This is a genomic window from Chryseobacterium carnipullorum (genome assembly GCF_900142785.1).
GTDB lineage: Bacteria > Bacteroidota > Bacteroidia > Flavobacteriales > Weeksellaceae > Chryseobacterium > Chryseobacterium carnipullorum.
In genome coordinates this window covers 1-25,891 of record NZ_FRCD01000028.1, presented here as the reverse complement: position 1 = coordinate 25,891, position 25,891 = coordinate 1, and the positions used below count along the sequence as shown (strand labels likewise).

The window sequence follows — 25,891 nt, the reverse complement described above, 5'->3', positions numbered from 1 at the left end:
CGTTTTTAAAACACACTGTTTAAAAGTGTGTTTTTTTTTGTATTTTGGCACTTTAGTAAATATGAAAAACATTCAGTTATTAGGATTGATATTAGTCGTGGCGGGCAGCTTTATGCCACTTGTTCACGTACCTATTATCGGAAATTGGAACTACTGGAAACTAGACCATTATCTGGCTATTACCTGTTGGATTCTTTCAGCATGTGCGGTTTTTGGAATTGTGAATAGCAGCGCTAAGGTGGTGAGGGTCTTTGGTATACTGCTTATCCTTTTGTTTGCATTGACATTAGTGGCCGTCAAAATGCAGTCTCTGGAGTATTTTAGCTTTCTGCCTTTTAAATCCTGGAGAGAAACTTTTGCAGGAGTGGTAAAGTTAAAATGGGGCTGGATAGTAGAATTTTTAGGAGCGATCCTTATGGTTTTTGCAGTAGGTAATAAAAAAGGAGATCAAAGGACACAGATATGAAACATTTAAAAATAGCATCAGCCGCTCTATTAATGCTGGCATTTTCCCAGGCTAAATCTCAAAATACAGAGTTTGAAAAGCCTGATCAGCCTGCAAAATGCAAAAACATACGAGCAGGGAAGTTTTTGCGCGCCAACTACCCGGAAGGAATTTTTTATATGACCATTAAAGACAATGTTCAGACTGAATATTTTAACAATGGTAAAGATTACATAAAATCTACCCTTGTTTTTGTGGATGATTGTAATTACAAGTCCATCGTTCTGGAAAAATCAGATAAAAATGATCCGGTACAGATAGGGGATGTTTTGAACAATAAAATTGTAGAAACTCAGGATAATTTGATAAAAGTACAGTCCAGGATTGATAATAACCAGTTCGAGGTGATCTATATCAAAGAAAAAAAATAAACAGGGTAATAAAGCCGCAAGGCTGAATTTCGTCAAAATAAGTAAAATATAATACACATGAAAGAAGTATTCATCGTTTCCGCAGTAAGAACACCGATAGGGAGTTTTATGGGAAGCCTTTCAACGGTTCCTGCTACAAAGCTGGGATCTGCTGCTGTAAAAGGAGCATTAGAAAAAATCAATCTTGATCCTAAAAATGTTCAGGAGATCTATATGGGAAATGTGCTGCAGGCAGGAGAAGGTCAGGCACCGGCTCGTCAGGTAGCTCTGGGAGCAGGATTGTCTATTGAGACTCCTTCTACTACAGTCAATAAAGTATGTGCTTCAGGAATGAAAGCCGTTACGATGGCAGCACAGGCTATTAAAGCGGGTGATGCTGAAGTGATCGTTGCCGGAGGAATGGAAAACATGTCATTGGTTCCCCATTATTATAATGCAAGAGTTGCCACTAAGCTAGGCGATATCAAAATGCAGGACGGAATGATGCTGGATGGTCTTACAGACGTTTACGGTAAAGTTCACATGGGAGTATGTGCAGAAAAATGTGCGGTAGATTATAGTATTTCAAGAGAAGATCAGGATAATTTCGCTGTAGAATCTTATAAAAGATCTGCAAAAGCATGGAGCGAAGGTAAATTTGCTGAAGAAGTAATATCAGTTGAGATTCCTCAGAGAAAAGGTGATCCCATTGTTTTTTCAGAAGATGAAGAATACAAAGCAGTTAATTTTGACAGACTTCCTACACTTCCCACGGTCTTCAAAAAAGAGAATGGTACAGTAACGGCAGCCAACGCATCTACATTAAATGATGGAGCTTCTGCTTTAATTCTTGTATCTAAAGAAAAAATGGAAGAATTAGGACTTAAGCCTTTAGCTAAAATCGTTTCTTATGCTGATGCTGCTCAGGAGCCTGAAAACTTTACAACCTCCCCTGCAAAAGCTTTACCAATCGCTCTTAAAAAAGCAGGTTTAGAGATTTCAGATATCGATTTCTTTGAATTTAATGAAGCGTTCTCTGTAGTAGGTCTTGCCAACAATAAAATCTTAGGATTGGATGCATCTAAAGTGAACGTCAACGGAGGAGCAGTAGCGATCGGACATCCACTGGGAAGTTCAGGATCCAGAATCATCGTGACGCTGATCAATGTATTGAAGCAAAATAATGCAAAATACGGCGCTGCAGCGATCTGTAACGGTGGTGGTGGAGCTTCTGCTATCGTGATTGAAAATATGTAATATACTCTCAAAGAATATTTTACCATTAAGGAATCGATAATTTTTCTAAATTCTAATCGATTTCTTAATGGTTTTTCTATTTTTGTGCTATTAATATTTAATTGAAATGTCTGAAATTGAGAATCAACAACCTCAAAACATAAAGAATAATCCACGGATTATGAAAGCCTGGGCCGTATACGACTGGGCGAATTCTGTTTACTCATTGGTTATTACTTCTACTATTTTCCCTATTTACTATTCTATCCTGACTACTGCTTACGAGAAAAAGGAGTACGTGGAAGAAACAAAATCGTGGATTGATGTTCCGGTAAGGCACATGATAAAAATATTCGGGAGAGAATATCAGCCTGATGCAGTCTACGGATACTCACTGACGATATCATTTTTTATTGTCGTATTGCTTTCTCCGTTCCTGTCTTCACTGGCTGATACCATTGGAAATAAGAAATCATTCCTGCAGTTTTTCTGTTATCTTGGAGCTACCTCATGTATGGGGCTGGCGATGTTTACAGGAATGCATAATGTATTTTTAGGCCTTTTGTTCAGTATTACCGCGAGTGTCGGATTCTGGGGGAGTCTGGTGTTTTACAACTCCTTTCTGCCGGATATTGCAACGCGGGATAAACAGGATGCACTTTCCGCAAAAGGATATGTGTACGGATATCTGGGTTCTGTAGTTCTTGTGGTGATCTGCCTGGTACTGATTCAGGTTTTTGCCAAAGGAGCGGCACAACAACTTTTATTCACAAGAATAAGCTTTCTGTTGACCGGTGCCTGGTGGTTCGGTTTTTCCCAGTATACTTTCAAGCACCTTCCTCAGTTTGGAGATGTTAAAGAGAAATTACCCAAAGACCTGGTGCTTCTCAACTATAAGAATATCTTTAAAAGACATGAAGAGCAGGGCGGTTTCTTTGAAGTGTTGAAGGACAATATGAGCTTTTATAAAGATATTGCTAAAGAAAGCTTTCATGAGCTGTTTAAAGTAGGCGGGGAATTGTTTAAAGATAAAAACCTGAAGTTTTTCCTTTCAAGTTTCTTCTTTTACAGTGTAGGAATGCAGACCATTTTCTTAATGGCGACCTTATTTGGAAAGAGTGAAATCAATCTGGCTCAGGATAAACTCATCGGAACGCTTTTGGTAATTCAGATCGAAGCCATTATCGGAGCTGTTATATTCTCCAGATTATCAAGAAAGATTGGAAATAAGAATGTCATCTCTATTGCGATTGTATTATGGATCGTTGCTTGTCTATGGGCCTATTTCCTGAACAAAGAAAACCCTACGGTGGAATATCAGTTTTATGGGGTGGCGGCAGTAGTAGGATTGGTCATGGGCGGGCTGCAGGCGATGTCCAGATCTACTTATTCAAAACTTCTTCCTGAAAATTCTATGGAAAATACCACCTACTTCAGTTTCTACGATGTACTGGAAAAAATAGCGATCATTATCGGGACGTTTATCTTTGCAACACTCATTGAACATTTCAATAATATGCGTATCGCAGCCCTTTCAATGACCTTATTTTTCGCGACGGGACTTATCCTGATCCGATTCTTAAAAGTCAATATGTTGAAAGACAGAGATACTTTGTAAAAGAATTTCAAATGCTGAAATATAATTTTAGCAAAAGAACAATAAAAAGGATGTCTTACTTTAGGACATCCTTTTTTGTGATGCAGAATAGGTATTTTACTACTTTATACCCTCACAAATGAACAGATGTTAATTCTTTTTATCATTGTGAATCAGCTTACTGGCATTTTAATTGCAGCAGTTTTGAATCAAAATTAATATGGATATTATGAAAAAAACACTTATCGCATCTATTCTTTTTATAGGAATAGGTTTAACACATGCTCAAAAAAATTCGGAAACAAATTCTGAATTTGGAACAAGTACTAAGAAAGGGAAAAATATTGAAATTGATGGGGTGGGCCACAAGCAGAGTTTTTCATCAGATGGTGGCAATGCTACTGTTTCGGGGGTCAACAACGTAATTACAATCAATGGTTTTGCTGCAAAACTTGAAGTGTCAGGTTCAGGTAATACGGTCTACGTAGATAAGGTGACCCGCGTTGTCTTGGAAGGAACAACAAATAAAGTTTTTTATAGAGAGTCACCTACAAAAACAGGTAAACCCAATATTTCTACAACAGGAGTAGGGAATAGTGTTCAAAAAAAAATAGAAAAAACTGTATAGTAAGAAATAGCAAAGGAACTGGATGTGAAAATTCAGTTCCTTTTATTTAAGTTGACCTCCATTTAAGAAATGTTGTTCTATCTGTCATTTCATTGATAGTTACATTAAAATTTGTATTAAAATGTAATTATTTTTTCACTATAGTTTGATTTTTTTTGTTTATTTGTATATCTAATTAAGTGAAATATGACAAGAAAAATTCTACTGCTATGCTTGCTGCAATGCTTTGTCCTTGGCTTTTCCCAAAAACTGAGACCTGTTGCACAAAAAATTTCCGATTATCATGCAGAAAAAAATACTTTTCAGAAGTATGATCTGTTTGACGTGAATAAGTCAACACAAAAGCTCGCCGAATACAAAAGAGCAGCGACCGACATTACCGTCATGAATGTTAAATCTGCACAACTGAAAAGGCTTGTTGCTGAAAAACCCGATTACCTTGAAATAAGCTTTCCTTTTGAAGGAGATAAACAGATTACTGTAGAGCTTTATAAAAATCAGATTTTCACCAATGATTTCAAAGTGGTGACCAATAAGGGAGAAATAGTAAACTATACTCCGGGAGCCTACTATATTGGAATTGTAAAAGGAGATGATACTTCTATTGCAGCTTTCAGTTTCTTTAACGGTGATATCGTAGGTGTGGCTTCTACTTCTGAGCTTGGAAATGTGGTTCTTGGAAAAGCAAAAAATGCTGAAGAATTTGTAAGCTATTCAGAAGCAAAACTCACAGGAGCTAACCCTTTCGTATGTGGAGTAGATGAGCTGAAAGAAAATCAGGCAAAAAATATTTCATTCAATCCGGCTACAGATAAAAAAGCGATGACGGAGAATTGTGTGAGAATCTACTATGAAGTATGTTTTAAGCCATATCAGAATAATAATTCTGATGTAACCACTACTACAAACTGGCTGACTGCCGTTCATAACAATATTGCCACACTCTACAGTAATGATGAGATTAAAGTAGCATTGAATGAGATTTTTATCTGGACCACACAGGATCCCTACACGGGAACTCCAAACAATAATCTTTTGAGTTTTAGGAATAACAGGCAGACATTTAATGGTGATCTTGCGCATCTGATCAACGCTCCAGCTACAACGAGTGTTGCGTATGTCAATTCTCTATGTGGGACCTATAAACATGCGTATTCGGGGATTTCACAGACCTATTCTAATGTTCCTGTGTATTCATGGACGATTCAGGCGATGACCCATGAAATGGGACACAGTTTAGGATCTCCGCATACGCATGCGTGTGCATGGAACGGAAATAATACTGCAATTGACGGATGCGGAGCTCAGGCTGGTTACAGCGAAGGATGTACAGGACCAATTCCCTCGACAACAGTGAAAGGATCTATTATGAGCTACTGTCACCTCATTTCCGGAGTAGGAATTAGCTTTAATAATGGATTTGGACCGCAGCCTGCTGCTTTGATCAGAAATACCGTTGAGTCAAAACCATGTCTGGGAACCAATTGTACTAGCGCATGTGAATCTACCATTACACAAATGAACATATCAAATATTACACAGGTTTCCGCTAATGCAGCATTTACTGACGCAGTGTCGGCATCGTGGAAATATAAACTGACCAAAACAGACGGTTCCCTTGTACAATCAGGAAATACAAGTGCTCAGGCACTTAATTTTAGTAACCTTCAGCCTGCAACGTATTATAAATTGTCAGTAGGAACGAACTGTTCCGGATCCAATGCTTATCAGAGAACTCAGCTCTTTCTTACAGATGGAGCATGGTGTGATGGCACATCGTTTACAGATACTGGAGGTCAGACTGCAGGATACGACAATAACGAAACAATTGTTAAAACATTTTATCCTTCTTCAGGAGCACTGACAATGAATTTTACAGAATTTGCTTTGGAGCAGGACTATGATTTCATGTCTATCTATAACGGACCTTCTACTGCTTCCCCTGTATTTGCGAATGGCAATAATCTCACAGGAAGCACAATACCGGGTCCTTTTACTTCTACTCATTCTTCCGGAGCCATTACGGTAAAGTTTGTATCTGATCCCGGAGTGACGGATAATGGATGGAAAGTTAATTTTTCGTGCAATGTTTTAGGGGTTAATGACGTCACTAAAAATGATAATACAATAACGGTTTATCCCAACCCTGCCAAAAATATGATCGTTATTTCTTCTAAAGACGTTTTAAGATCTTATACAATATATGATGAAGCAGGAAGACTTGTGATGTCGGCATCCTCACTGAAAGGAAATAAACAGGAAGTAAATGTTTCATCTATCCAGACCGGAAACTATATTCTAACAGTAGAAACGGATAAGCAGACGATCAATAAAAAATTTATCAAACAATAATTAAAGAATTAAGAAGCTTGATATGGGAAAAAGGAAATTGTTGAGGAACAAAATAGAAGAGGTACGACCTATCGTCATTCTATTTTAATAGCACCCATCAAATTCTGCCAATGGCAAGAAAATGACAGGTCTAATTGTAACTTAATATCCCTTTTTGCCGTTCAAACATAATAGTAAAAGCCTGATGAATTCAGGCTTTTTACTTTGTTTTAATAAAATAGCCTGATTTTTTGTTGGCTTCATTAAAAGGAAAAGAATTTTTATCTAGTAATAAATTGCAATTCGGCTTGAGTTTTGCTTATATTCAGCGGAATAATTTTAACTTTGTAAAAAGATTTATTGTCAAAATGACGAACCCTCTATTTTATGCAAAAATAATTCTGTTCGGAGAATATGGGATGATTGAAGACTCTCAGGGTCTTGTAGTACCCTACAGTTTCTATAAAGGAACCCTTAAATTCTCAGATTTGAGTTCTGAATTTGAACTTAAATCCAACAGACATCTGCAGAAATATTCTGATTTCCTTGCAGCGCTTGATCTTTCTGATGATTTTCAGTTGGATATTGAACGCTTTAAAAATGATATTGCATCAGGACTTTTCTTTGATTCCAATATTCCTCAGGGATATGGAGTAGGAAGTTCAGGAGCTTTGGTTGCTGCTATTTTCGAAAAATATGCAATCAGCAAATTAGATCCTGACCAGATTTCAAAAGATAATCTGAAAAAATTAAAAACTGTCTTCGGAGAGATGGAAAGCTATTTCCATGGTAAAAGTTCAGGAATGGATCCTTTGATCTGTTATATGAACCTGCCCATTCTTATCGAAAATAAAGAAAACCTGGACCGTGTTTCCATCCCGGATGGAGAGGAAGGAAAAGGAGCGATATTCCTTATCGACAGTGGGATCACCGGAGAAACCGGACCTATGATCCAGATCTTCTTTGAAAAAATGAAGACCGAAGGTTTCCGGAAAACCCTAAAAGAGGAGTTCATCCGTTACAACAACGCATGCATCGAATCTTTCCTTAAAAAAGACATGAATCCTTTCTTCAGAAATCTGAAAAAGCTTTCCCATTGGGCTTATGAACATTTCCGCCCTATGATTCCTGAAAGTATTTTCAACATCTGGAAAAAAGGACTTGATTCTAATGCCTACTATCTGAAACTCTGCGGAAGTGGTGGAGGTGGATATATTCTGGGCTTTACCAAAGATTACGCGAAAGCAGAAAAAATGCTTGAAGGCTTCCAGAAAGAAGTGATTTACAGATTTTAAAAAAACTGGAATGAATTCTGAAAAAGAAACTTTCCAGTCTAAAAATTATATCTGGAAATCTATATTGTACAGATTTTCGCAATTCGTTGGCTTTCTTATCGGTGCCCGTTTTTTTGTAGCACTATTGCTTACGTTTGCTTTGTATGTATCTACTTTTTTCCTTTTTAATCAGGATGAAACCTTTAGAAAATTTGTCTTCGATTTCAAAGTACACGGTATTATTTTCTGTACGGTAGTGACTATTCTGGCTGGCGGAATCATCAATCAGTTTTATGACCTTGAAAAAGATCATATTGTAAAGCCTTTCCGCACCAGAATCCAAAGTTTCATCAAGCAGAAATATTTTTTATATGCTTATCTTGTTCTTAGTGCCATTTCTCTTGGTGTCGCCTGGACGATTTCCCATAAAGTTTTTGCATTCTTTGTCGTTTACCAGTTTTTTATGTGGTTTTACAGCCATAAATTAAGCAGATTGCTGATGATCAATAATCTTACTTTTGTAAGTCTCACATTATATCCTTTTTTTGGAATGATGGTGTATTATGAAACGTTTTCCAGGAAGGTGATGTTGATGGCTATTTTTCTTTTCCTAATACTTTTATGCATCGATATTGTCAAAGATATGCTTACTAAAAGTGTTGACAAAGCATTTGGGTATACCACAATTCCTAACTATTTTAAAAGCAGAAATACCCAGATCATTATTATTTCTCTACTGATGATCACCATGGCTGTTTCTATGAAGCTTATTGCCAAAACCGGTATTTCCGGATTTATGGCTTACTATTTTACTGGAGGGCTGTTTGTGATGATTCTTTGTATTTATCTTTTATTGAGTTCTTCCCGAAGAAATAAGTTCTTTACCCTCAATATATTAAGATTTTGGGTTTTTATAGGAATTATAGCCATGCTATTGAACGGAATTGAGAATAAATTATAGAAAAATTTCTTTAAATAAACTGAGGTTATTATTACCTTTGCAAAACTAAATTTAATAAAAAGGAATGCCCATTTTTAACGATACTAAAGTTGCATTTGCAGACAAGTCTGATGCACAATTGAGAAAGGCCTACTGGATGTTTAAAATGATTGAACAGCCTGCTCTTACCAGTCTTGGAACTTCTGTCCTTAATTTTACAGTACACAACAATTTTCCTTTTGTAACGGGAATTGTAAAAAGCACTTTGTTTGAACAGTTCTGCGGAGGAGAGACCCGTGAAGAAAGTATGAAAGTGGTTAAACAGCTGTTCAAAAGAGGAGTAGGAAGTATTTTCGATTACTCGATTGAAGGTAAGGAAGATGAAGAAACTTTTGATGCAGTGTGCAAGGAAATTAAAGATATTATCAGATTTTCGGTAGGAAATCCGGCGATTCCTTTTATTGTATTTAAGCCAACTGCTTTTGGAAGAATTGACCTTTATGAAGCGGTGGGAAAAGGGGCTGAACTTACTTCTAGCCAGAAAGAAGAATGGGCAAGAGTCGTTAAAAGATTCGATGAAGTATGCGGACTTTGTCATGAAAATGATAAAAAAGTAATGGTAGATGCTGAAGAGACCTGGATGCAGGATGCGGCAGACCAACTGTGTGAACAGATGATGGAAAAATATAACCAGCAAAAGCCGATCGTTTGGAATACCATCCAGATGTACAGGACAGGCAGACTGGAATATATGGAGCAAGATCTTCAGAGAGCAAGAGAAAAGAATTATTTCATTGGATATAAGATCGTTCGTGGTGCTTATATGGAGAAGGAAAGGGCAAGAGCCGCAGAAAAAGGATATGCGGATCCTATCCAGCCAACCAAAGAAGCTTCAGACAAAAATTACAATGCGGGAATTGATTTCGTCATGAATCATTTAGATAAAGTATCTGCATTTTTTGGTACCCATAATGAGATTTCTTCAGAATTGATCATGGATAAAATGAAAGCAAAATCTCTGGAAAACGGAAATCCACACATCTATTTTGGACAGCTTTACGGAATGAGTGATAATATTTCATTCTACCTTTCAGATAAAGGCTATAATGTGGCTAAATATCTGCCTTATGGCCCCGTTAAGGATGTGGTTCCATATCTTACAAGAAGAGCAAGGGAGAATACTTCTGTAGCCGGACAAACGGGAAGAGAGCTGGGTCTTATCAAAAAAGAACTGGACAGAAGAAAAAAATAGTTATAATTATTATTATAGATGCTAAACCTGCAATTTTTGCAGGTTTTTTTGTTGCTCTATTTATAGAAGAAGGTGATCCAATAATGAATTTTGATAGTTATCTTCTATTTATGATAATATACATAAAATAAGATTATGTTGAATATTTATTAAAAATATTAACTTTTTATTGTTTTATTTGTTATAATTTTCTACATTTGATTCAACCAATAAAAACTAATATATGAAAAAAACATTACTCGTTGCTGTCTGTATGACAGCTAACCTTGCCTTCGCCCAAACCTATAATAATGGAGGCTTAAGTACCGGAGCTACTTCTAAAGGCGGTACTGCAGCACCGACTGGATATACATGGTCTGAACTTCAGAATAACACAGGGAATACTACAGAATCTAATACCAGTCTTGGATTGGGTGGAACATTCAGCTCTTCGACAGCAAGCTTTTTTCTCGCAGATGATTTTACAGTTCCAGCGGGTTCCAGCTGGCAGATGACTACCATTGATTTTTTTGCCTATCAGACCAGCTACGCGGGGACTACTTCACCTTTTAATACGGTAAGGGTTAATATTTTTAGTTCAGATCCTTCGATAACAGGTGCTGTAAGTGTATATGGAGATGATACAACCAACAGATTCAGTGCTGGTGTAGATTCCAATATGTACAGGATTGGAAATAGTCAGGTACCTCTTCCCACCACGCCGGGAACCACCAGGAAGATATGGAAAATTACAGCCAGTACTCCTAAAACTTTAGGCCCGGGAACGTATTGGATAAAATATCAGTTGCAAAATGTAGTTCCTGCTAGCGCCGGATTTTTACCTCCGGTCACCATCATAGGAAATAGAGGACTTGCTACCTTTAATGCCAAACAGTTTGATGCTATTGGTGGAACTTGGACTAGTGTTGTAGATGCCGGAAATCCTGCAACTGCCCCGGACTATCCTTTGGATATGCCTTTTGTCATTACTTTTACTGCTGCAACATTAGGAACACAGGAAACGATGCAATATGATAACAGAGTGCAGGCTTATCCGAATCCCGTAAAAGATATTTTCAGAATTAATAATCCTGAAAAATTTAAAATAAACAGTGTGGAAATTATAGATGCTTCCGGAAAGTTAATAAAAACATTGAAAGGTTCTGAAGAATACAATGTTTCGGATCTGCCGAAAGGAAACTATATTCTGAAAATACAGAATGAAGGCGGCCATACAAAAATTACAAAATTAATAAAGCAGTAGCTTTAGTTTTCTTCTTCAAATATTTTTTATCCTGGTCATTTTCTTTGGCCAGGTTTTTTATGGCTCAAAACTTTCAAATTTTCCATTTTCATAGAACAAAACAATTCTCTTTATCTTACTGGATTGATTTCCAATAACTTGATTAATGATTTGATCATTTGGATGGTCTAATCGCTGAGAATCGGATATATTTTTCTGAGCTTTATATGGGGGCGGTGTAAACGATTCTCGCGGGCTCTCATTAAGGGCCTCAATTTCCTCTTCTGTTCCGAAATCTTCATCATCCTTCATCATGGTAAATAAATCGGGCAGAGGAGTAGGTTTTACTTTTTCCTCCTCCGTTTTCTCTTCCGGGGAAGATTCTATTTCAGGTAAGTCAGATTTCAACATCTCACCTTCTCCTGTCACTAGCCAATCCCAAAGAATTTCAGGAAAACGGGATTTGATCTTTATAATAAATTCAAGAGACGGTTTGTTTCTTCCGGAAGTAATATGGGATATGGAAGATCGCTGCACATCAATTTCATCTGCAAACTCAGAAGAACTGAGGTTGGAATACTCTATAACTTTGGAAATTCTTTCGTTTAAACTCATAAAAATAAGTTGTCAATTGTTTTACAAATGTAAATAACATAATTTACATAGACAAGTTACAAAAGTAAATAGTTCTAAATTTCGGTCGTGTACAATTGTAAACTTAAATTTAATTACTTAATATATAGCCATTTATATAATTTTATTTTCTATTATATATCTATTTAACTAAGTAAATTATAGATGTCTGTGTTTTATCTGTTAAATAGTGATCATTAAATATTACTTTGTTTACTAATGTCAAAATGGGTTTAATTATAATGATAACTATCTTTTAATCAATTAATTATTGGTGTTTTCAAATGTAAATTATAGATTATCGCTTTTTTATGATAAAAGGTCACTTTATACATAAAAGAAGGGGTTATTACGGTGTATACAAAAGTAAACAACAGGATAAACACTTTATTATAAGTCTATTATGTTATAAATGGAGAAGGAATCATTCTTTTCCTAAATTCGGATTTTGTGAATTCATATTAAGATCCTTTTAAACTATAAATCACTCTGAAATTCAGCATTAAATGTCAAAAAATCCAATTTTACATTTGTATACATAGGTCAGTTACTGAGTTTTCCACATTTTTATTGTTTAGTTATATTATGTCTATTGATAGATATTGAGTATCTTTTAAGCTTAAAGTAATGTTGTAAATATAATTGATATAAACTTTATAATAAACTGATTTAGTGTTAATTGCATGTTTTGATCTATATTGTATTTAATTAACAATTTTATCCACAGACAAAATGGCAGTCAGGCTTGTTTAGATAAATTACAAATGTTAACTTATTTTTTCTGTCTAAAAATCATTAAATTTGACTCTTGTAAATTATTTATAATGAATTTTGAACAGATCTATTTTCCAAATCCTAATTTCTCAAACCGCTATATTTCCCCTAGAAAATTATTTTCTTATTTACAGGCCAATCTCGGCGATTACATTCAAGAGATTGGAAAATCATATTTAGATAAGCCCATTTATCAGTTAAGCGTAGGAACAGGAACAGTTAAAGTTCTTGCCTGGTCACAAATGCATGGTAACGAATCAAACGCTACCCATGCAATGCTCGACCTGCTTGAAACTTTGGATAAGACTCCCGAAATGAAAGAAGATCTTTTGAGCAAGATCAGGCTGGATTTTATTTTTATGCTTAATCCTGACGGATCGGAAAAATGGACAAGGCTTAATGCTGTTGAGATTGATCTGAACAGAGATTTCCATAATGAGTCCAGTAAGGAGATTAAATTTCTTAAAAAGGCTGCGGCTTCAGATACCTATGATTATGCGTTAAATCTTCATGAGCAGAGAACCATTTTCACAACAGACGGGATCCATCCGGCGACTCTTTCGTTTCTGGCTCCTTCAGAAAATGTAGAACGTACGGTAACGGATAACAGAAAAAAATGTATGGCTGTTATAGGAAGGGTATATGAAAACTTAAAAGAATTAATTCCCAACCAGATTGGAAGATACTCTGATGAGTTTTATCCAACCTCTACAGGAGATAATTTTATTAAGGAAGGAATGCCTACGATTTTATTTGAAGGGGGCCATTTCGTAGAGGATTATACGAGAAAAGAAACCAGAAAATATTATACGATCGCTTTGTATTATGCTTTGAAGGCAATCAGTGAATTGAACACTGATACAGAGGGCTGGGAGAAATACCTTGAAATACCTGAAAACCAGGAAACGCATTACGATATTATTTACAGGAATGTAAAACTCAATACAGACCATGAATGCATTTTGGATGTTGCAGTTCAATACCGCGAAATGATCGAAGAAGGAAAAGATGAGATATCTTTCGTTCCGTTTGTGATGGAAGTAGGAGACGTAAAAGGTAAAAAAGGTTGGCTTGAAATAGACTGTACAGGAAAGAAGTTTATAGCGGCTACTAAATATCCAAAACTGGATGCCCAGGTTGAATTTACAATAGAAGATTAGATTGTACGAGTACACATAAACGAAACGTCCTCAAAAAGGAGTACTTCTTGAGGACGTTATTTATTTTTAAAGCGGAGACTAGTTCACTACTTTGATTCCGTTGGCTACAAACCTGATCTCTTCTTTAGGAGAGGTAATGGCATCAATTTCAGCCTGAGGTTTTTTGGCATCCTCGGCATAATGTTTCTGCTCGTCTATAGAAGTTACTTTTCTTTCTGCCGTTCCCTCCATTACTACCATCTTACCTTTTAAAGCGGTCGGTACAAAGAATGCATAGTCTTTCATTTTTACGAAAAACTGAGAATTATCTTCAGTCTGAATCGTTAGCCAGCATCCTTTTTTCTCACATACATCCGTTACTTTTCCTTTTACAGCTACGCCTTCCACTTTTTTGTTATCCTTTTTAAGTTTTTTGCTCAGCTTATCTACTGTAATGGCTTTTGATTCTGAAGTTGAAACCACTCCTGATCCGTAAGTATCACCTACAATAGCATTTCCTGCCGGTGGTCCGAACTTTTTCTGTGAGGTCTCCTGTGCAAAAGCTAAAGTAGAAACACTTACAGCTGTTGCTAATAAAATAGCCTTGAATTTCATTTTTAATATTTTTTTCAAAAGTACTAATTAAAATTGAATAATAATTCGGTAAAAAGTTGATAAAAAGCAGGTGTTGCTGTAAATTTTAAACAAATTCCAAAATGAATGTCAGATTTGTTTATATTTGACGCCTATACTTGACTATGCAAAAAAAACTGAAACTTTGGGATGCCATTATGCTGGTAATGGGCTCCATGATTGGAAGTGGGATATTTATTGTTAGTGCCGATATGATGCGGAATCTGGGATCCGGTTTCTGGCTGGTGATCGTTTGGATCATTACGGGAATAATGACTGTAGCAGCGGCCATCAGTTATGGAGAACTTTCAGCTTTGTTTCCAAAGGCCGGCGGACAATATACTTATCTTAAAGAGATTTTTGGAAAAAAAATGGGGTTTCTTTACGGATGGGGACTGTTTACAGTGATTCAGACGGGAACTATTGCCGCAGTGGCGATGGCTTTTGGTAAATTTACCGCGTATCTTGTTCCGTCATTGAATGATGCTGCACCCCTTTTTCAGAGTGGAGAATTTAAAATCACATGGATACAGATCTTGGCAATAGCCGTTATCCTTTTACTTACTTATATTAATACAAGAGGTGTTCAGAGTGGGAAACTGCTTCAGAATGTATTTACAGGTTCAAAAATCATCGCTTTACTAGGATTGATTGCTGCAGGATTCATTTTGGTTGATTTCTCCCATCTGTCTGAAAATTTTAGCCTTGGTTCAGATTCGTATAATAATCTCAAAAAAGATATAAGTGGTAATTTTCTTAAAGAAGGTTGGGAGCCGATTGGTGGAATGACTTTACTTGGAGGTATTGCTGCTGCAATGGTAGGGTCCGTTTTCAGTTCTGTAGCTTGGGAAAGTGTGACGTTCGTTTCCGGAGAAGTGGAAAATCCAAAAAAAAATATTGTTAAATCAATGATCTATGGAACTTCCGCAGTGATGATTCTCTATCTGGCGGTTAATTATGTATACCTAAACGCCTTGGACAGAGACAGCATTGCTTTTGCTACGAATGACAGGGTAGCGGTGGCTGCATCACAGAATATCTTTGGAAGTGCAGGGACTGTTATTATTGCAGTTCTTGTGATGGTTTCCACATTCGGATGCAACAACGGGCTGATCCTTGCCGGAGCAAGAGTATTTCAGACCATGGCCAAAGACGGAATGTTTTTCAATTCAGCGGAGAAGAATAATAAAAATGAGGTGCCGGAAAATGCTTTATGGATGCAGGGAATATGGGCTTCATTGCTTTGCCTGAGCGGGCAGTATGGTAATCTCCTGGATATGATTTCTTTCGTGATTGTTTTATTTTATATGATCACTGTTTTCGGAGTTATTTATTTAAGGTTTAAGAAGCCGGAACTGGAGAGACCATATAAAACGTGGTTGTATCCGGTAACTCCTATCATCTATCTTCTGATAGGAACAGGATTTTGTGTACTGCTTCTGATCTATAAACAGCAATACACATGGCCTGGATTTGTAATGGTCTTGCTGGGACTTCCGGTTTATTATTTTATTAACAGAAAAAAACAAATAGATTAGTACGCTGAAATCTAACCGAATTTATATTGCTTGAGGGCTTCCGGACGAATCTGTGAGCCCTTATTTTTGATAATATTTTTGCGGTATTTTCCTGTTTATTTCATGAAAATGTGTATTTTGGTAGTTCTTTTTAAGTAAACTAGACCATGAAGTAAATAAGAAGCTGACTATGGATACACCAAATTACAGAATGCCTTTTGTGCCTTCAACACTCATGACTGAAGGCGGGAGCATTGATATCTGCGACATGGGAGAAAGCATTGCGCACAATATCATGCTGCTGATCACCACCAAAAAAGGCGAAAACCGATATGATGACAACTATGGAAACGACGTTTGGAGTCTGGAATTCGATAATGGAGTTACCAGCGCCGTATGGGAAAGCGTTTTCATCAAAAGCCTGAGAAGGCAGATTCAGGAATACGAACCACGGATTGTACAGGCACAGGTTGATGCTCATATTCAGTTTGTAGAACACAGCTACGATACCAAAGAACACACAGAGATCAAAAAGAAAGTAAGAATTGCCATTAATGCAAAAATGGAGGCAACAGGGGAGCGTTTCAGCTTTTCTACAGAATTATTTTTAAGTCCGATGTCTATTGACTAAATCTTTTTAACAGCAAGAAAAATTTATGAACTTAGATCAAAATATATATTCCAAAGAATCGGTAAAAGCAAGAATGCTTCAGAACGCCACCAAAGTGTGGGGACTGAAAAGCCCGCAATCTCTGGATCCTTTTGTGAAATTACTGATAGACGCCTTCAGTACGGAAGTCTTTAAAGCCAATAACGAAATTCAGACAGTTAATGCAAGGATCCTTGAGAAACTGGCAAAACTTCTGACGCCTTCCATTTACACTCATCCGGTTCCTGCCCATGCGGTTGCTTTTACACTGCCTTACGAATCTTCGGAGGTTCTGCTGGAACATACAGAATTCTTCTTCCGTAAGCAAATGACCTCTACCGTGAAATCGGAATCGGACAAACAGCTGAATATTCCTTTTACACCGGTAGGAAATGTGCGGATCAATAAGGTACAGACTGCAGTAATGTTTGTGGGAAATACCTGCTACAGCATTGATGACAGACTTAATAAAATACCGGTAGCCAGATTCCAGGGAAAACCGGAAGATTACAGAAAGGTGACGATAGGAGTGGATGTCAGCAGATATACGAGTGAAAATTTCCCCAAATATATAAGCGTATTCTGCTCAAATCCTGCTTTTGAACATATGGATTTTGTCTATAAGCTTCTTCCTTATATTACGGTAACCAGTAATGGAAATCCTTTGTTTGTAAGAGAAGGATTAAGCTACCTTACGAATAATCAGCCTGAAGGATATGAGCAGATGTTTAAAGAGCAATCAATACGGAATAAAGCTATTGAAGATATTAAAAGTATTTATCGCCATAAATTTATCGAAATCACAGGACTTTCAAGCAGTCTTTTTTCAGAGCCTGGAAAGCTTCCACAGAACCTTGATTTTCTCGATGGAAAAGAGGATATCAGAAAACAGATCGGCGACAAGCGCTATCTATGGCTGACTTTTGAATTTCCACCCCAGTTTTCTGCCGAAATTCTGGATAATTTTTCGTTTGTAATGAATGCTTTTCCCATTTACAACAGAGGCTGGAAGAAAACAGAATACAGTTTAGATATCATGGGAAACAATATTCCTCTCGTTACAGACGAAGGCGAACATTTCCTCTATGTGGATGAAGTTCAGGACGGTGATGGAAGAAAATATACCGAGATTCCTTTTACTCCTGCCGATGACCTTAAAAAAGGTTTATATACGGTAAGAAAGGGAGGAATGGAACGTTTTACCAATAGAAATGCGGTAGACATGATCGCCAATGTGCTGGAACTCACCAGAGATGAGATCGCTGCATTTTCACTTTTAAACAGAGATAATGTTAAAGGCGTACTCAGCGAAATGTCTGACAAAATGAAGACCATGGTGCAGAAAGTAAACAACGCCAAAAGAAATATCAGACAGGAGCTGAATTACGTGATCATGGAACCTGTAGAAAAAGCAGACCATACTTATGCTTCTTTCTGGGTGACCCACTGTACACTGGCGAATCATATGCGTCCGGGAACAGAACTTTCCAACCAGCTGAAGTCTCAGACTGTTGTGCTTCTTACAGAAACTATAGGTGGTTCTGAAGAGCAGAAAGGTACAGATAGTATTCAGGCGTATAAATATGCTTTAACCACAAGAGATAAGATCATTTCACTCGAAGACGTTAAGAACTATTGCAGAATGATCCTGAAAGATGAGGTGAAAGAAGTAAGGGTAAAAAGGGGAACCATGATCAGCAACCGTCCTAAAGAAGGTTTTGTAAGAACTGTTGAGGTGGAAATCATTCCTATGAACTATTCTTTTTACGGAAGAGCCTACTGGGAAAATATGGCCAATATCCTAAGGAACCAAATCATTTCAAAAGCTATTGACGGGATCGAATATGTAGTAAAAATAAGCAATGAAGACATCGATCTTGACGAAATATAAATAATACCTAAACTATAAAATATGAGAAAGATTATCGTACTTGCAATGGCGCTGACATTTACTTCAGTAAGTGTCATCAGCTGTAAAAAAGACATCAGTACACTGGGTAAATCTGTTTTGAATCTTGGCGGAGCAAATGATGCCAATGCAATTATTGATTTTAACAACAATTTTTTAGATTCCTATAAAAGTACTTCCAAACATATCGAAAGCATACTTAAATACGCAGATGCCGCCTCAGCGAAAGCGAAAGGAGAAAGAGTTGTGATGATGCCTATTGTGATCAACTCAATGGATTATGCATTCGGAAAGATTAAAGAGGTGCCTTCAGGGTTTGGAAAAGACAAAGCAGCGATAGAAGCAGACTTTAACATCTACAAGGCTAAAAAAGAAAATATTGAGAAAAAGTTTGAAGAGCTTAAATCCTATATGAATTCTGAAGATTATAAAGACGATAAAGGAGCGAAAGCAGATGCCATCACAAAGGATATTGAGACGGAAGCTCAGGCTCTATTTACTTCAGGAGAAAACGTGGTGGCCAAAATTAAGCCGGGAACCGATGCTTCCGAAGAAGTAATTCTTAAGGATCACCCGATGAAGGAGTACATCATCTCTTCCAAAAATGTAATGAACTCTCTTGATTCCAATATTGATCTGTTGGATAAGCAGTATTCAGGAAAGTTCAACGAAGCGGAAGCTCAGAAAAAATATGATGAGCTTGCCAAAACGGTAGAAGTCAATTCAAAATTAGAATTCAGCGTGAAAGATCCTCAGTATTCTTATAAAAAATCACAGTTTGAAAACTTCAATAAGACTGCTTCCAGCTTTTTGGATACCTATAGAAAACTGATCCGTGATGCTAAAGGCACAGGAAAGATTTCCGACGGTGATATCCAGCAAATTGATTCCTCGTATGAATCTGTACTCAACTCATACAATTCATTTGTGAAATAGGGATTACAATATAATTTATAGGAAAAGACTGATACATGCTATGCTGTCAGTCTTTTTTATGAGCTTATACTACAAAGCAATTAAAATCACTAAAACAGCCGGTAGTTAGCAGAAACTGAAATTCCACTTCTGATTATTAAGACAGATATGCTTTTTCTCAATATTGACCCCCTTAAAAATTTAACTAAAATTAAACTTTAATAAAAACTTTCCACCTTACACAATTCCATAAAATTCCGTAATTTTGCACATTGTGATTTTCAGGCAGAGTCACTCCAAATTATGAGTAAATCAACCGAATATATAGAAGTTTACGGAGCACGTGAACACAACCTTAAAAATATTAATGTTAAGATTCCGCGCAACGAACTGGTTGTCATTACCGGACTTTCAGGGAGCGGAAAATCATCTTTGGCTTTTGATACCATCTTTGCTGAAGGGCAGCGTCGTTATATCGAAACATTCTCGGCCTATGCGCGTCAGTTTTTAGGAGGCTTGGAGCGTCCTGATGTAGACAAGATCGAAGGACTTTCTCCGGTAATTGCTATCGAGCAGAAAACAACCAACAAAAATCCAAGGTCTACTGTAGGAACCGTTACTGAACTTTACGATTATCTGCGTCTTTTATATGCAAGGGTTTCTGATGCCTACTCTCTGTCTACAGGAAAAAGATTGGTAAGTTATACAGAAGATCAGATTCTGGAAGCGATCAAGGAAAATTATAAAGGTGAAAAAATAATGCTGATGGCTCCTGTCGTACGTTCCAGAAAAGGACATTACCACGAGCTTTTCGTGCAGATGGCTAAAAAAGGCTACGGACAGGCGAGAATTGACGGTGAACTTCAGGACATCGAATACGATCTCAAACTTGACCGTTACAAAACCCACGATATCGACATCGTTATCGACCGCTGGATCATTGGGGAAAATGCTTCCGAATCCAGAATGGAAAAATCCCTGCGTACGGCAATGGAAATGGGTGAGGGAGTGATAGGAATCCAGAAACTGGGAGGTGCAGATATTGAATACTTCTCGAAAAACCTGATGGATGCCGAAACAGGACATTCACTGGCACTTCCGGAACCGAATACATTCTCCTTCAACTCTCCGAAAGGAAGCTGCCCGGACTGCAAAGGATTAGGAACCATTAAAAAGATCAATACAGATTATTTTATTGAAAATCCTAAACTGTCAATCAACCAGGGGGGACTATTACCACTGGAAGATATTAAATCCAACAAATGGATTCTTTCTCAGATCAAAAATATCCTTGAGATTTTTGGATTGGGAATGGCAACGCCTATGCAGGATATTCCCGAAGAGGCTTTGGACTATATCTACAACGGATGCCATAAAGAATTTAATAAAGACCTGAAATATGCAGGGATTACCAAAAAGATAAAAATAAGCTTTGATGGTCTGATTACTTTTATGGAAGAGATCATTGATGAAAGAGAGTCTTATGAAGCAGTGTTGCTGGAGAGACATTTCACCACTGAAGAAACCTGTCCGGAATGCGGCGGAACGCGTCTTCAGCCTGCAAGCTTAAGTTTTAAGATAGATGGTAAAAATATCGCTGAGGTAAATGCTTTAAGCCTATCTGATTTAAAAGAATGGTTATCATACATTAAAGATAAATTCTCGGAAAAAAATAAAATCATTGCGTACGAGATCTTAAAAGAGATTGAAACAAGACTTCAGTTCCTTTTGGATGTAGGCTTAGATTATCTGAGCTTAAGCAGAAGTTCCAGAACGCTTTCGGGAGGTGAATCACAGAGAATACGTTTGGCGACACAGATCGGGTCACAGCTTGTGAATGTGTTGTATATTCTGGATGAACCCAGTATCGGACTTCACCAGAGAGATAATGAAAGACTGATCAGCTCACTGAAGAACCTCAGAGATATCGGAAACTCTGTGATTGTTGTAGAGCACGACAAAGATATGATCCTGGAAGCTGATGAGGTACTGGATATTGGACCGAGAGCCGGAAAATTCGGCGGAGAAATATTGTGGCAGGGAAAACCGAAAGATCTGTTAAAGGCAGATACGATTACGGCACAGTATATTAATGGAAAAAGAAAAATCGAAGTCCCTTCAGAGAGAAGAGCAGGAAGCGGAAAAAATATACTCTTAAAAGGAGCTACAGGAAATAATCTTAAAAATGTTACCCTTGATATTCCGTTAGGAAAATTAGTAGTGGTAACAGGGATTTCAGGAAGCGGAAAATCTTCATTGATTAATGGAACTTTATATCCCATTCTAAATAAGCATTTCTACAGAGCGGTTCAGGAGCCTCTTCCTTATAAGAAGATTGAAGGTCTTGATAATATTGATAAGATTGTAGATGTAGACCAGACGCCAATCGGAAGAACACCACGTTCAAATCCTGCGACGTACACGGGAATGTTTACCGATATCAGAAATCTTTTTGCAGAACTTCCTGAAAGTAAAATCCGTGGATATAAACCCGGAAGATTCTCTTTCAATGTAAAAGGAGGAAGATGTGAAACCTGTCAGGGGGGAGGATTGAAAGTCATTGAAATGAATTTCCTTCCTGATGTATATGTTCATTGTGAAACCTGTAACGGAAAACGTTTCAACAGAGAAACCCTGGAAGTACGTTACAAAGGAAAATCCATCTCCGATGTACTGGATATGACAATCGATGAAGCGGTAGATTTCTTCCAGCCGATTCCCAAGATCTTTGCTAAGGTAAAGACTCTGCAGGATGTCGGATTGGGATATATTACTTTAGGACAGCAGTCGACCACTCTTTCAGGAGGAGAAGCACAACGTATTAAGCTTGCGACAGAACTTTCAAAAAGACAAACCGGAAACACCCTGTATATCTTAGATGAACCTACTACCGGACTTCACTTTGAGGATGTAAAGATTCTGATGGAAGCTATTAATCAACTGGTAGAATTAGGAAACTCATTCATCATTATTGAACATAATATGGATGTGATCAAACTGGCCGACCATATTATTGATGTAGGCCCGGAAGGTGGAAAACATGGTGGACAAATCGTAGCTCAGGGAACCCCTGAAGAGATCGTGAAGTCTAAGAAAAGTTTGACCGGAAAATTTTTGAAAAGAGAATTAGAATAGACTTTGAATAATACAGAAAGCCACGGTGAGATTGTGGCTTTTTTATTTCTGATATTTTGTATTCACAAAAAATAAAAAAGAGCGATCCGGATAGGTTTCGCTCTTTTTATTAAAATTTATAGGATCTGATTCTTAAAAATTGAGAATCATAATCTGTTATAAAGAAGATATATAAACTTCTATTTTAGTGCCGTCATAATTAAATGTTCCGTCATCATTAGGCTTACCTAAAACCCACTTCATATCTATCGGAACTGACCATGCAGTTCCCAGTGAAAAACCGTTTACAGATCTTACTTCTGATCCGTTTCCTGTAGTGATAGCTGAATGAAACCATGTTTTATCTCTTACTCTGTAAAAACCTATTGCTTTTCCCTTAGGAAGTACAGCGTAGCCATCCCATTGGTCTCCCGAAGGATAATTGAATTTAGTCAGCCATCCTTGCGCACGAAACTGTACAAGCTCATCCGGAGATATAGCAGCGCCTCTCATATAAAGAGCATATGCTACAACATCGTGACATACGCCTTTGTTATAAATGCTCATGTCATCCTGCCCAGAAAGAAGACCATTTGATATCAATGATTTTTTTGCTGGTTCTAATTGCCCTGCATGGGCCCCTTTTGGTGTGATCATTTCAATATTTTTTAATTGTTTTTGGTGTATTTAAAGATATAGAATAAAATCTAAACAAGATTTCAGTCCTAAAAAGATGCCTTTTTAGAATATTGCAGCTCTTTTTAGTGCTGATTATAAATTATGAAAGCTTAACATATTAAACTGTAATAAACGATTGGAAATTTCGTTGTTAATAAACCAATCATAAAATTAAAGCAATATGAAAAATTTAAAAAAACTGACAAAAACCGAATTAAAGTCTGTCTATGGCGGAGAGCCAAAGAAATACTGTGTCTATTGTGAAAGATTAAATAAAGTAGTATGCAGTGAGGTTCCGATCGCTCAATGCCCTTAAAAAGTAAAGCTGCTCTCAAAGCAGCTTTTTTTATGATGAGGTTTTAACAATTATTGAGCATTCTGAGTGAAGTCCTTCAGACTTGATTTAAGATCTTTTGAATTTCCGATACTGTCAAAACTGATGTTGTCTATTTTCCATCCCTGACCGGAATTAATTACATGCACCGTGTCAGTCCACTTAATTGTGGGTGGACTCATTGTGTATTCCAATTCAACAAACGCATCTGCTGAGGTACCGGAAGGATTGATCTTAACCGATTTTATTTTATATCCGCTAAAACCTTCATATAAACTTGAAAAAACCGAACCTTCAAACAACAGGGGTTTTTCATCAGGATGATCGCTTTTCTTGACCTTTTCCATATCAGCTTTTGATGCATTGACAGCTCCTTCCAAAGCTTTTTTCAGTTCTGGAGAAAACAAACGGTCGGAAAACGGCTGGTTGTAGAGCGCATCATTAGAATTCCCATACAATTTGTATAGTTCATCAATTTTTTGGCTGATCTCAGTTTGTGGAGGTAGAGATTCTTTGATTTTTTCTTTTTTACAGGATATGAGAAAAAGAAAAGCACTTAGAAATAAAATGGTTTGTTTCATCATTATTTGTAGAGACTTATTTTGCAATCAAGTTGTCAAACCATATGCCACTCTTTTACCATCCTGTTTTATTTTTTAAGGTTAAAATAAATTGATCAGCTAATCATAAAAATGTATACATTTGATTATAAATCCAGATCTGTGAACCCTATACTTGATGTCGTAGTACGCTCTTTATGCGTTTATCTTTTTATGGTAATCGCTATCCGTCTTTTTGGTAAAAATCAGCTTTCGCAGCTCAATGCCGGTGATGTGGTCTTATTGCTGCTGATCTCCAATGCGGTCCAGAATGCAATGGTAGGACCCGATACTTCCTTGCAGGGCGGTCTTATTGCTGCACTTGTTCTCTTTGCGGCTAATTTTATTTTAAAAAGACTCATGTTTTCCAACCGGAAATTTGAAACGTTCATGGAAGAAGATCCTGTAGTTCTCATCAGGGACGGGATTATAGATCAAACGGCATTAAACAGGGTAAAAATCACTAAAGATGAGCTGGAAGAGGCCATCAGAGAACACGGGGTAGAAAAAATAAAAGATGTCAAGCTTTCCATCCTTGAGGTAGATGGAAATATCAGTGTGGTTTCGCAGGATCAAACAGGAAAACAAACACACTATTCAAGAATAAAAAGAAAGAATAAAAGAAAATACCATTAAATAAAATGAATTACGAATTAAGAGAAATGCTTCCCAGTGACGAAAAAAGGGTATTGGAAATTTTCAGGCAGGGAGTAGAGGGTGGTATAGCCACTTTTGAAACAGAAATTCCTACTGCTGAAGCATGGAATATGGAATATTTTAACGATTGTCGCTGGGTGCTGGAAAATGAAAGTAATGAAATAGTAGGATGGTGTGCCTTGAAGCCGGTGAGTAAGAGAGAATGTTTTAAAGGAGTCGCTGAAGTAAGTATTTATTTCGATAATACGTATCAGAGGAAAGGTTTGGGTTCGGTCCTGCTGAAAAAAATGATCCTTGACAGCGAGAGCCATGGATTCTGGACTCTTCAGGCCGGTATTTTTCCTGAAAATGAAGCGTCCATAAGATTTCATCAGAAAAACGGCTTCAGAACCGTAGGGGTCCGAAAGAAAATCGGAAAATTGAACGGACAGTGGAAAGACATTATCATGATGGAAAAAAGAAGCGAAATAATAAATTAATGAAAAGTTAGAAGTTACAAATTAGATATTAGTGTGAAACTTTGAAAGAGATCACTAAACTAACTTCTAATTTCTAACCTCTAACCTCTTTTTTAAATTTTGGCATCAACCTTGTTATTTCACTACCGAAATTTGAAAAAGTAGAATAATGAAAGGTTTAATTAAAATGGCAGGAGTCGTTACGGTCTTGTTCATGATGTCATCATGTGTTGTACATGATCAGCATGTAAGAAGAGTTCCGCCGGGACACGCCAAAAGAATGTATGGAGGAAGCGCGAGGTATTATGCACCGGGACAGGTCAAAAAAAGAGTGTATTATGATGATAATGATCACAGAGACCGCCACCATCATAAACACAAAGGCAGAAAACATCACAGAGATTGAAAAAATAAAAAAGCCCTGATTTTTCAGGGCTTTTAATTTGTACTTATGTCTAGTCCTGAAATATCGATACACAAAAAAAGCATCGTTATGGAAGAACATTTAGAAACCCAGTACGTCAAGCGTACGCAGCGAGATTACAAT

At 37.1% G+C, this 25,891-nt stretch carries 24 protein-coding genes; 20 read left to right on the top strand and 4 right to left on the bottom strand.

Annotated elements, in window-relative coordinates; genetic code table 11:
• The first annotated feature begins 61 nt into the window (after positions 1-61).
• From BUC06_RS22170 to BUC06_RS22125, 10 genes are all read left to right on the top strand, one after another.
• Positions 62-466: a hypothetical protein gene (locus BUC06_RS22170; RefSeq protein WP_073336644.1), complete on the top strand. Its 405-nt coding sequence runs from the start codon at positions 62-64 to the stop codon at positions 464-466.
• On the top strand, positions 463-876 hold the full coding sequence (locus tag BUC06_RS22165; protein WP_123880577.1) for a hypothetical protein: 414 nt from the start codon (positions 463-465) through the stop codon (positions 874-876). Before BUC06_RS22170 ends, BUC06_RS22165 begins: the two co-directional genes overlap by 4 nt.
• 57 nt (positions 877-933) lie before the next feature.
• Positions 934-2,112: an acetyl-CoA C-acyltransferase gene (locus BUC06_RS22160; protein ID WP_073336640.1), complete on the top strand. Its 1,179-nt coding sequence runs from the start codon at positions 934-936 to the stop codon at positions 2,110-2,112.
• Between the two features lie 106 nt (positions 2,113-2,218).
• Entirely contained in the window at positions 2,219-3,709 is a 1,491-nt protein-coding gene (locus BUC06_RS22155; RefSeq protein WP_073336638.1) for an MFS transporter, read from the top strand.
• A gap of 208 nt (positions 3,710-3,917) precedes the next feature.
• Complete coding sequence (locus tag BUC06_RS22150) at positions 3,918-4,316, top strand: DUF3060 domain-containing protein (RefSeq protein ID WP_167367462.1); 399 nt, start codon at positions 3,918-3,920, stop codon at positions 4,314-4,316.
• Positions 4,317-4,502: 186 nt separating this feature from the next.
• Positions 4,503-6,668, top strand: coding sequence for a T9SS type A sorting domain-containing protein (locus BUC06_RS22145; RefSeq protein ID WP_073336636.1), 2,166 nt, complete (start codon positions 4,503-4,505; stop codon positions 6,666-6,668).
• Between the two features lie 347 nt (positions 6,669-7,015).
• Positions 7,016-7,942: a mevalonate kinase family protein gene (locus BUC06_RS22140; RefSeq protein ID WP_073336688.1), complete on the top strand. Its 927-nt coding sequence runs from the start codon at positions 7,016-7,018 to the stop codon at positions 7,940-7,942.
• Positions 7,943-7,952: 10 nt separating this feature from the next.
• Complete coding sequence (locus BUC06_RS22135; RefSeq protein ID WP_073336634.1) at positions 7,953-8,882, top strand: UbiA family prenyltransferase; 930 nt, start codon at positions 7,953-7,955, stop codon at positions 8,880-8,882.
• 64 nt (positions 8,883-8,946) lie between these two features.
• Positions 8,947-10,113, top strand: coding sequence for a proline dehydrogenase family protein (locus BUC06_RS22130; protein ID WP_073336632.1), 1,167 nt, complete (start codon positions 8,947-8,949; stop codon positions 10,111-10,113).
• Between the two features lie 223 nt (positions 10,114-10,336).
• Positions 10,337-11,356, top strand: coding sequence for a T9SS type A sorting domain-containing protein (locus BUC06_RS22125; protein ID WP_073336630.1), 1,020 nt, complete (start codon positions 10,337-10,339; stop codon positions 11,354-11,356).
• 57 nt (positions 11,357-11,413) lie between these two features.
• Here BUC06_RS22125 and BUC06_RS22120 read toward each other — a convergent pair whose 3' ends face one another.
• Positions 11,414-11,950: a helix-turn-helix domain-containing protein gene (locus BUC06_RS22120; protein WP_073336628.1), complete on the bottom strand. Its 537-nt coding sequence runs from the start codon at positions 11,948-11,950 to the stop codon at positions 11,414-11,416.
• An 842-nt stretch (positions 11,951-12,792) separates the two neighbouring features.
• Here BUC06_RS22120 and BUC06_RS22115 point away from each other — a divergent pair.
• Positions 12,793-13,902 carry a M14 family zinc carboxypeptidase gene (locus tag BUC06_RS22115; protein WP_073336626.1) on the top strand — a complete coding sequence of 370 codons (1,110 nt, stop codon included), beginning with the start codon at positions 12,793-12,795 and terminating at the stop codon, positions 13,900-13,902.
• A 78-nt stretch (positions 13,903-13,980) separates the two neighbouring features.
• Here the strand turns inward: BUC06_RS22115 and BUC06_RS22110 are convergent, their stop codons facing one another.
• Positions 13,981-14,496, bottom strand: a complete 516-nt coding sequence (locus BUC06_RS22110; protein WP_073336624.1) for a DUF4920 domain-containing protein — start codon at positions 14,494-14,496, stop codon at positions 13,981-13,983.
• A gap of 143 nt (positions 14,497-14,639) precedes the next feature.
• Here BUC06_RS22110 and BUC06_RS22105 point away from each other — a divergent pair, with 143 nt between their 5' ends.
• The 5 genes from BUC06_RS22105 (at position 14,640) to uvrA (ending at position 22,639) form a co-directional block, all read left to right on the top strand.
• Complete coding sequence (locus BUC06_RS22105; protein WP_073336622.1) at positions 14,640-16,052, top strand: APC family permease; 1,413 nt, start codon at positions 14,640-14,642, stop codon at positions 16,050-16,052.
• Between the two features lie 169 nt (positions 16,053-16,221).
• Positions 16,222-16,662 (top strand): GPW/gp25 family protein, encoded by a 441-nt coding sequence (locus BUC06_RS22100; protein WP_073336620.1) that lies wholly within the window; start codon positions 16,222-16,224, stop codon positions 16,660-16,662.
• 25 nt (positions 16,663-16,687) lie between these two features.
• The gene (locus BUC06_RS22095; RefSeq protein ID WP_073336618.1) at positions 16,688-18,571 is read left to right on the top strand and encodes a type VI secretion system baseplate subunit TssF; all 1,884 of its coding nucleotides are present in this window, start codon (positions 16,688-16,690) and stop codon (positions 18,569-18,571) included.
• Positions 18,572-18,592: 21 nt separating this feature from the next.
• Positions 18,593-19,525, top strand: coding sequence for a YiiG family protein (locus BUC06_RS22090; RefSeq protein ID WP_073336616.1), 933 nt, complete (start codon positions 18,593-18,595; stop codon positions 19,523-19,525).
• A 282-nt stretch (positions 19,526-19,807) separates the two neighbouring features.
• A complete protein-coding gene (gene uvrA / locus BUC06_RS22085; RefSeq protein WP_073336614.1) occupies positions 19,808-22,639 on the top strand; it encodes an excinuclease ABC subunit UvrA in 2,832 nt (943 codons plus the stop codon).
• Between the two features lie 156 nt (positions 22,640-22,795).
• Here uvrA and BUC06_RS22080 read toward each other — a convergent pair whose 3' ends face one another.
• Positions 22,796-23,275, bottom strand: coding sequence for a hypothetical protein (locus BUC06_RS22080; protein ID WP_073336612.1), 480 nt, complete (start codon positions 23,273-23,275; stop codon positions 22,796-22,798).
• 202 nt (positions 23,276-23,477) lie between these two features.
• On the opposite strand from BUC06_RS22080, the gene BUC06_RS22075 reads away from it, so the two are divergent.
• Positions 23,478-23,612, top strand: a complete 135-nt coding sequence (locus tag BUC06_RS22075; protein WP_073336610.1) for a bacteriocin-like protein — start codon at positions 23,478-23,480, stop codon at positions 23,610-23,612.
• Between the two features lie 50 nt (positions 23,613-23,662).
• Here BUC06_RS22075 and BUC06_RS22070 read toward each other — a convergent pair whose 3' ends face one another.
• Entirely contained in the window at positions 23,663-24,214 is a 552-nt protein-coding gene (locus BUC06_RS22070) for a DUF3828 domain-containing protein (protein WP_073336608.1), read from the bottom strand.
• A 138-nt stretch (positions 24,215-24,352) separates the two neighbouring features.
• Between BUC06_RS22070 and BUC06_RS22065 the strand changes: the two genes are divergently transcribed.
• From BUC06_RS22065 to BUC06_RS22055, 3 genes are all read left to right on the top strand, one after another.
• Positions 24,353-24,865, top strand: a complete 513-nt coding sequence (locus BUC06_RS22065) for a DUF421 domain-containing protein (protein WP_083564168.1) — start codon at positions 24,353-24,355, stop codon at positions 24,863-24,865.
• 5 nt (positions 24,866-24,870) lie between these two features.
• On the top strand, positions 24,871-25,365 hold the full coding sequence (locus BUC06_RS22060) for a GNAT family N-acetyltransferase (RefSeq protein ID WP_073336604.1): 495 nt from the start codon (positions 24,871-24,873) through the stop codon (positions 25,363-25,365).
• A 148-nt stretch (positions 25,366-25,513) separates the two neighbouring features.
• Positions 25,514-25,750: a hypothetical protein gene (locus BUC06_RS22055; RefSeq protein WP_073336602.1), complete on the top strand. Its 237-nt coding sequence runs from the start codon at positions 25,514-25,516 to the stop codon at positions 25,748-25,750.
• Positions 25,751-25,891: the final 141 nt, after the last annotated feature.

Bases quoted from the DNA above. Each gene is read 5' to 3' on its own strand.
- BUC06_RS22165 (WP_123880577.1), top strand. From the start codon at position 463: ATGAAACATTTAAAAATAGCATCAGCCGCTCTATTAATGCTGGCATTT.
- BUC06_RS22100 (WP_073336620.1), top strand. From the start codon at position 16,222: ATGGATACACCAAATTACAGAATGCCTTTTGTGCCTTCAACACTCATG.
- BUC06_RS22150 (WP_167367462.1), top strand. From the start codon at position 3,918: ATGAAAAAAACACTTATCGCATCTATTCTTTTTATAGGAATAGGTTTA.
- BUC06_RS22115 (WP_073336626.1), top strand. From the start codon at position 12,793: ATGAATTTTGAACAGATCTATTTTCCAAATCCTAATTTCTCAAACCGC.
- BUC06_RS22090 (WP_073336616.1), top strand. From the start codon at position 18,593: ATGAGAAAGATTATCGTACTTGCAATGGCGCTGACATTTACTTCAGTA.
- BUC06_RS22105 (WP_073336622.1), top strand. From the start codon at position 14,640: ATGCAAAAAAAACTGAAACTTTGGGATGCCATTATGCTGGTAATGGGC.
- BUC06_RS22080 (WP_073336612.1), bottom strand. From the start codon at position 23,275: ATGATCACACCAAAAGGGGCCCATGCAGGGCAATTAGAACCAGCAAAA.
- BUC06_RS22070 (WP_073336608.1), bottom strand. From the start codon at position 24,214: ATGATGAAACAAACCATTTTATTTCTAAGTGCTTTTCTTTTTCTCATA.
- BUC06_RS22130 (WP_073336632.1), top strand. From the start codon at position 8,947: ATGCCCATTTTTAACGATACTAAAGTTGCATTTGCAGACAAGTCTGAT.
- BUC06_RS22125 (WP_073336630.1), top strand. From the start codon at position 10,337: ATGAAAAAAACATTACTCGTTGCTGTCTGTATGACAGCTAACCTTGCC.
- BUC06_RS22110 (WP_073336624.1), bottom strand. From the start codon at position 14,496: ATGAAATTCAAGGCTATTTTATTAGCAACAGCTGTAAGTGTTTCTACT.
- uvrA (WP_073336614.1), top strand. From the start codon at position 19,808: ATGAGTAAATCAACCGAATATATAGAAGTTTACGGAGCACGTGAACAC.
- BUC06_RS22060 (WP_073336604.1), top strand. From the start codon at position 24,871: ATGAATTACGAATTAAGAGAAATGCTTCCCAGTGACGAAAAAAGGGTA.
- BUC06_RS22170 (WP_073336644.1), top strand. From the start codon at position 62: ATGAAAAACATTCAGTTATTAGGATTGATATTAGTCGTGGCGGGCAGC.
- BUC06_RS22055 (WP_073336602.1), top strand. From the start codon at position 25,514: ATGAAAGGTTTAATTAAAATGGCAGGAGTCGTTACGGTCTTGTTCATG.
- BUC06_RS22140 (WP_073336688.1), top strand. From the start codon at position 7,016: ATGACGAACCCTCTATTTTATGCAAAAATAATTCTGTTCGGAGAATAT.
- BUC06_RS22120 (WP_073336628.1), bottom strand. From the start codon at position 11,950: ATGAGTTTAAACGAAAGAATTTCCAAAGTTATAGAGTATTCCAACCTC.
- BUC06_RS22075 (WP_073336610.1), top strand. From the start codon at position 23,478: ATGAAAAATTTAAAAAAACTGACAAAAACCGAATTAAAGTCTGTCTAT.
- BUC06_RS22160 (WP_073336640.1), top strand. From the start codon at position 934: ATGAAAGAAGTATTCATCGTTTCCGCAGTAAGAACACCGATAGGGAGT.
- BUC06_RS22145 (WP_073336636.1), top strand. From the start codon at position 4,503: ATGACAAGAAAAATTCTACTGCTATGCTTGCTGCAATGCTTTGTCCTT.
- BUC06_RS22135 (WP_073336634.1), top strand. From the start codon at position 7,953: ATGAATTCTGAAAAAGAAACTTTCCAGTCTAAAAATTATATCTGGAAA.
- BUC06_RS22155 (WP_073336638.1), top strand. From the start codon at position 2,219: ATGTCTGAAATTGAGAATCAACAACCTCAAAACATAAAGAATAATCCA.
- BUC06_RS22095 (WP_073336618.1), top strand. From the start codon at position 16,688: ATGAACTTAGATCAAAATATATATTCCAAAGAATCGGTAAAAGCAAGA.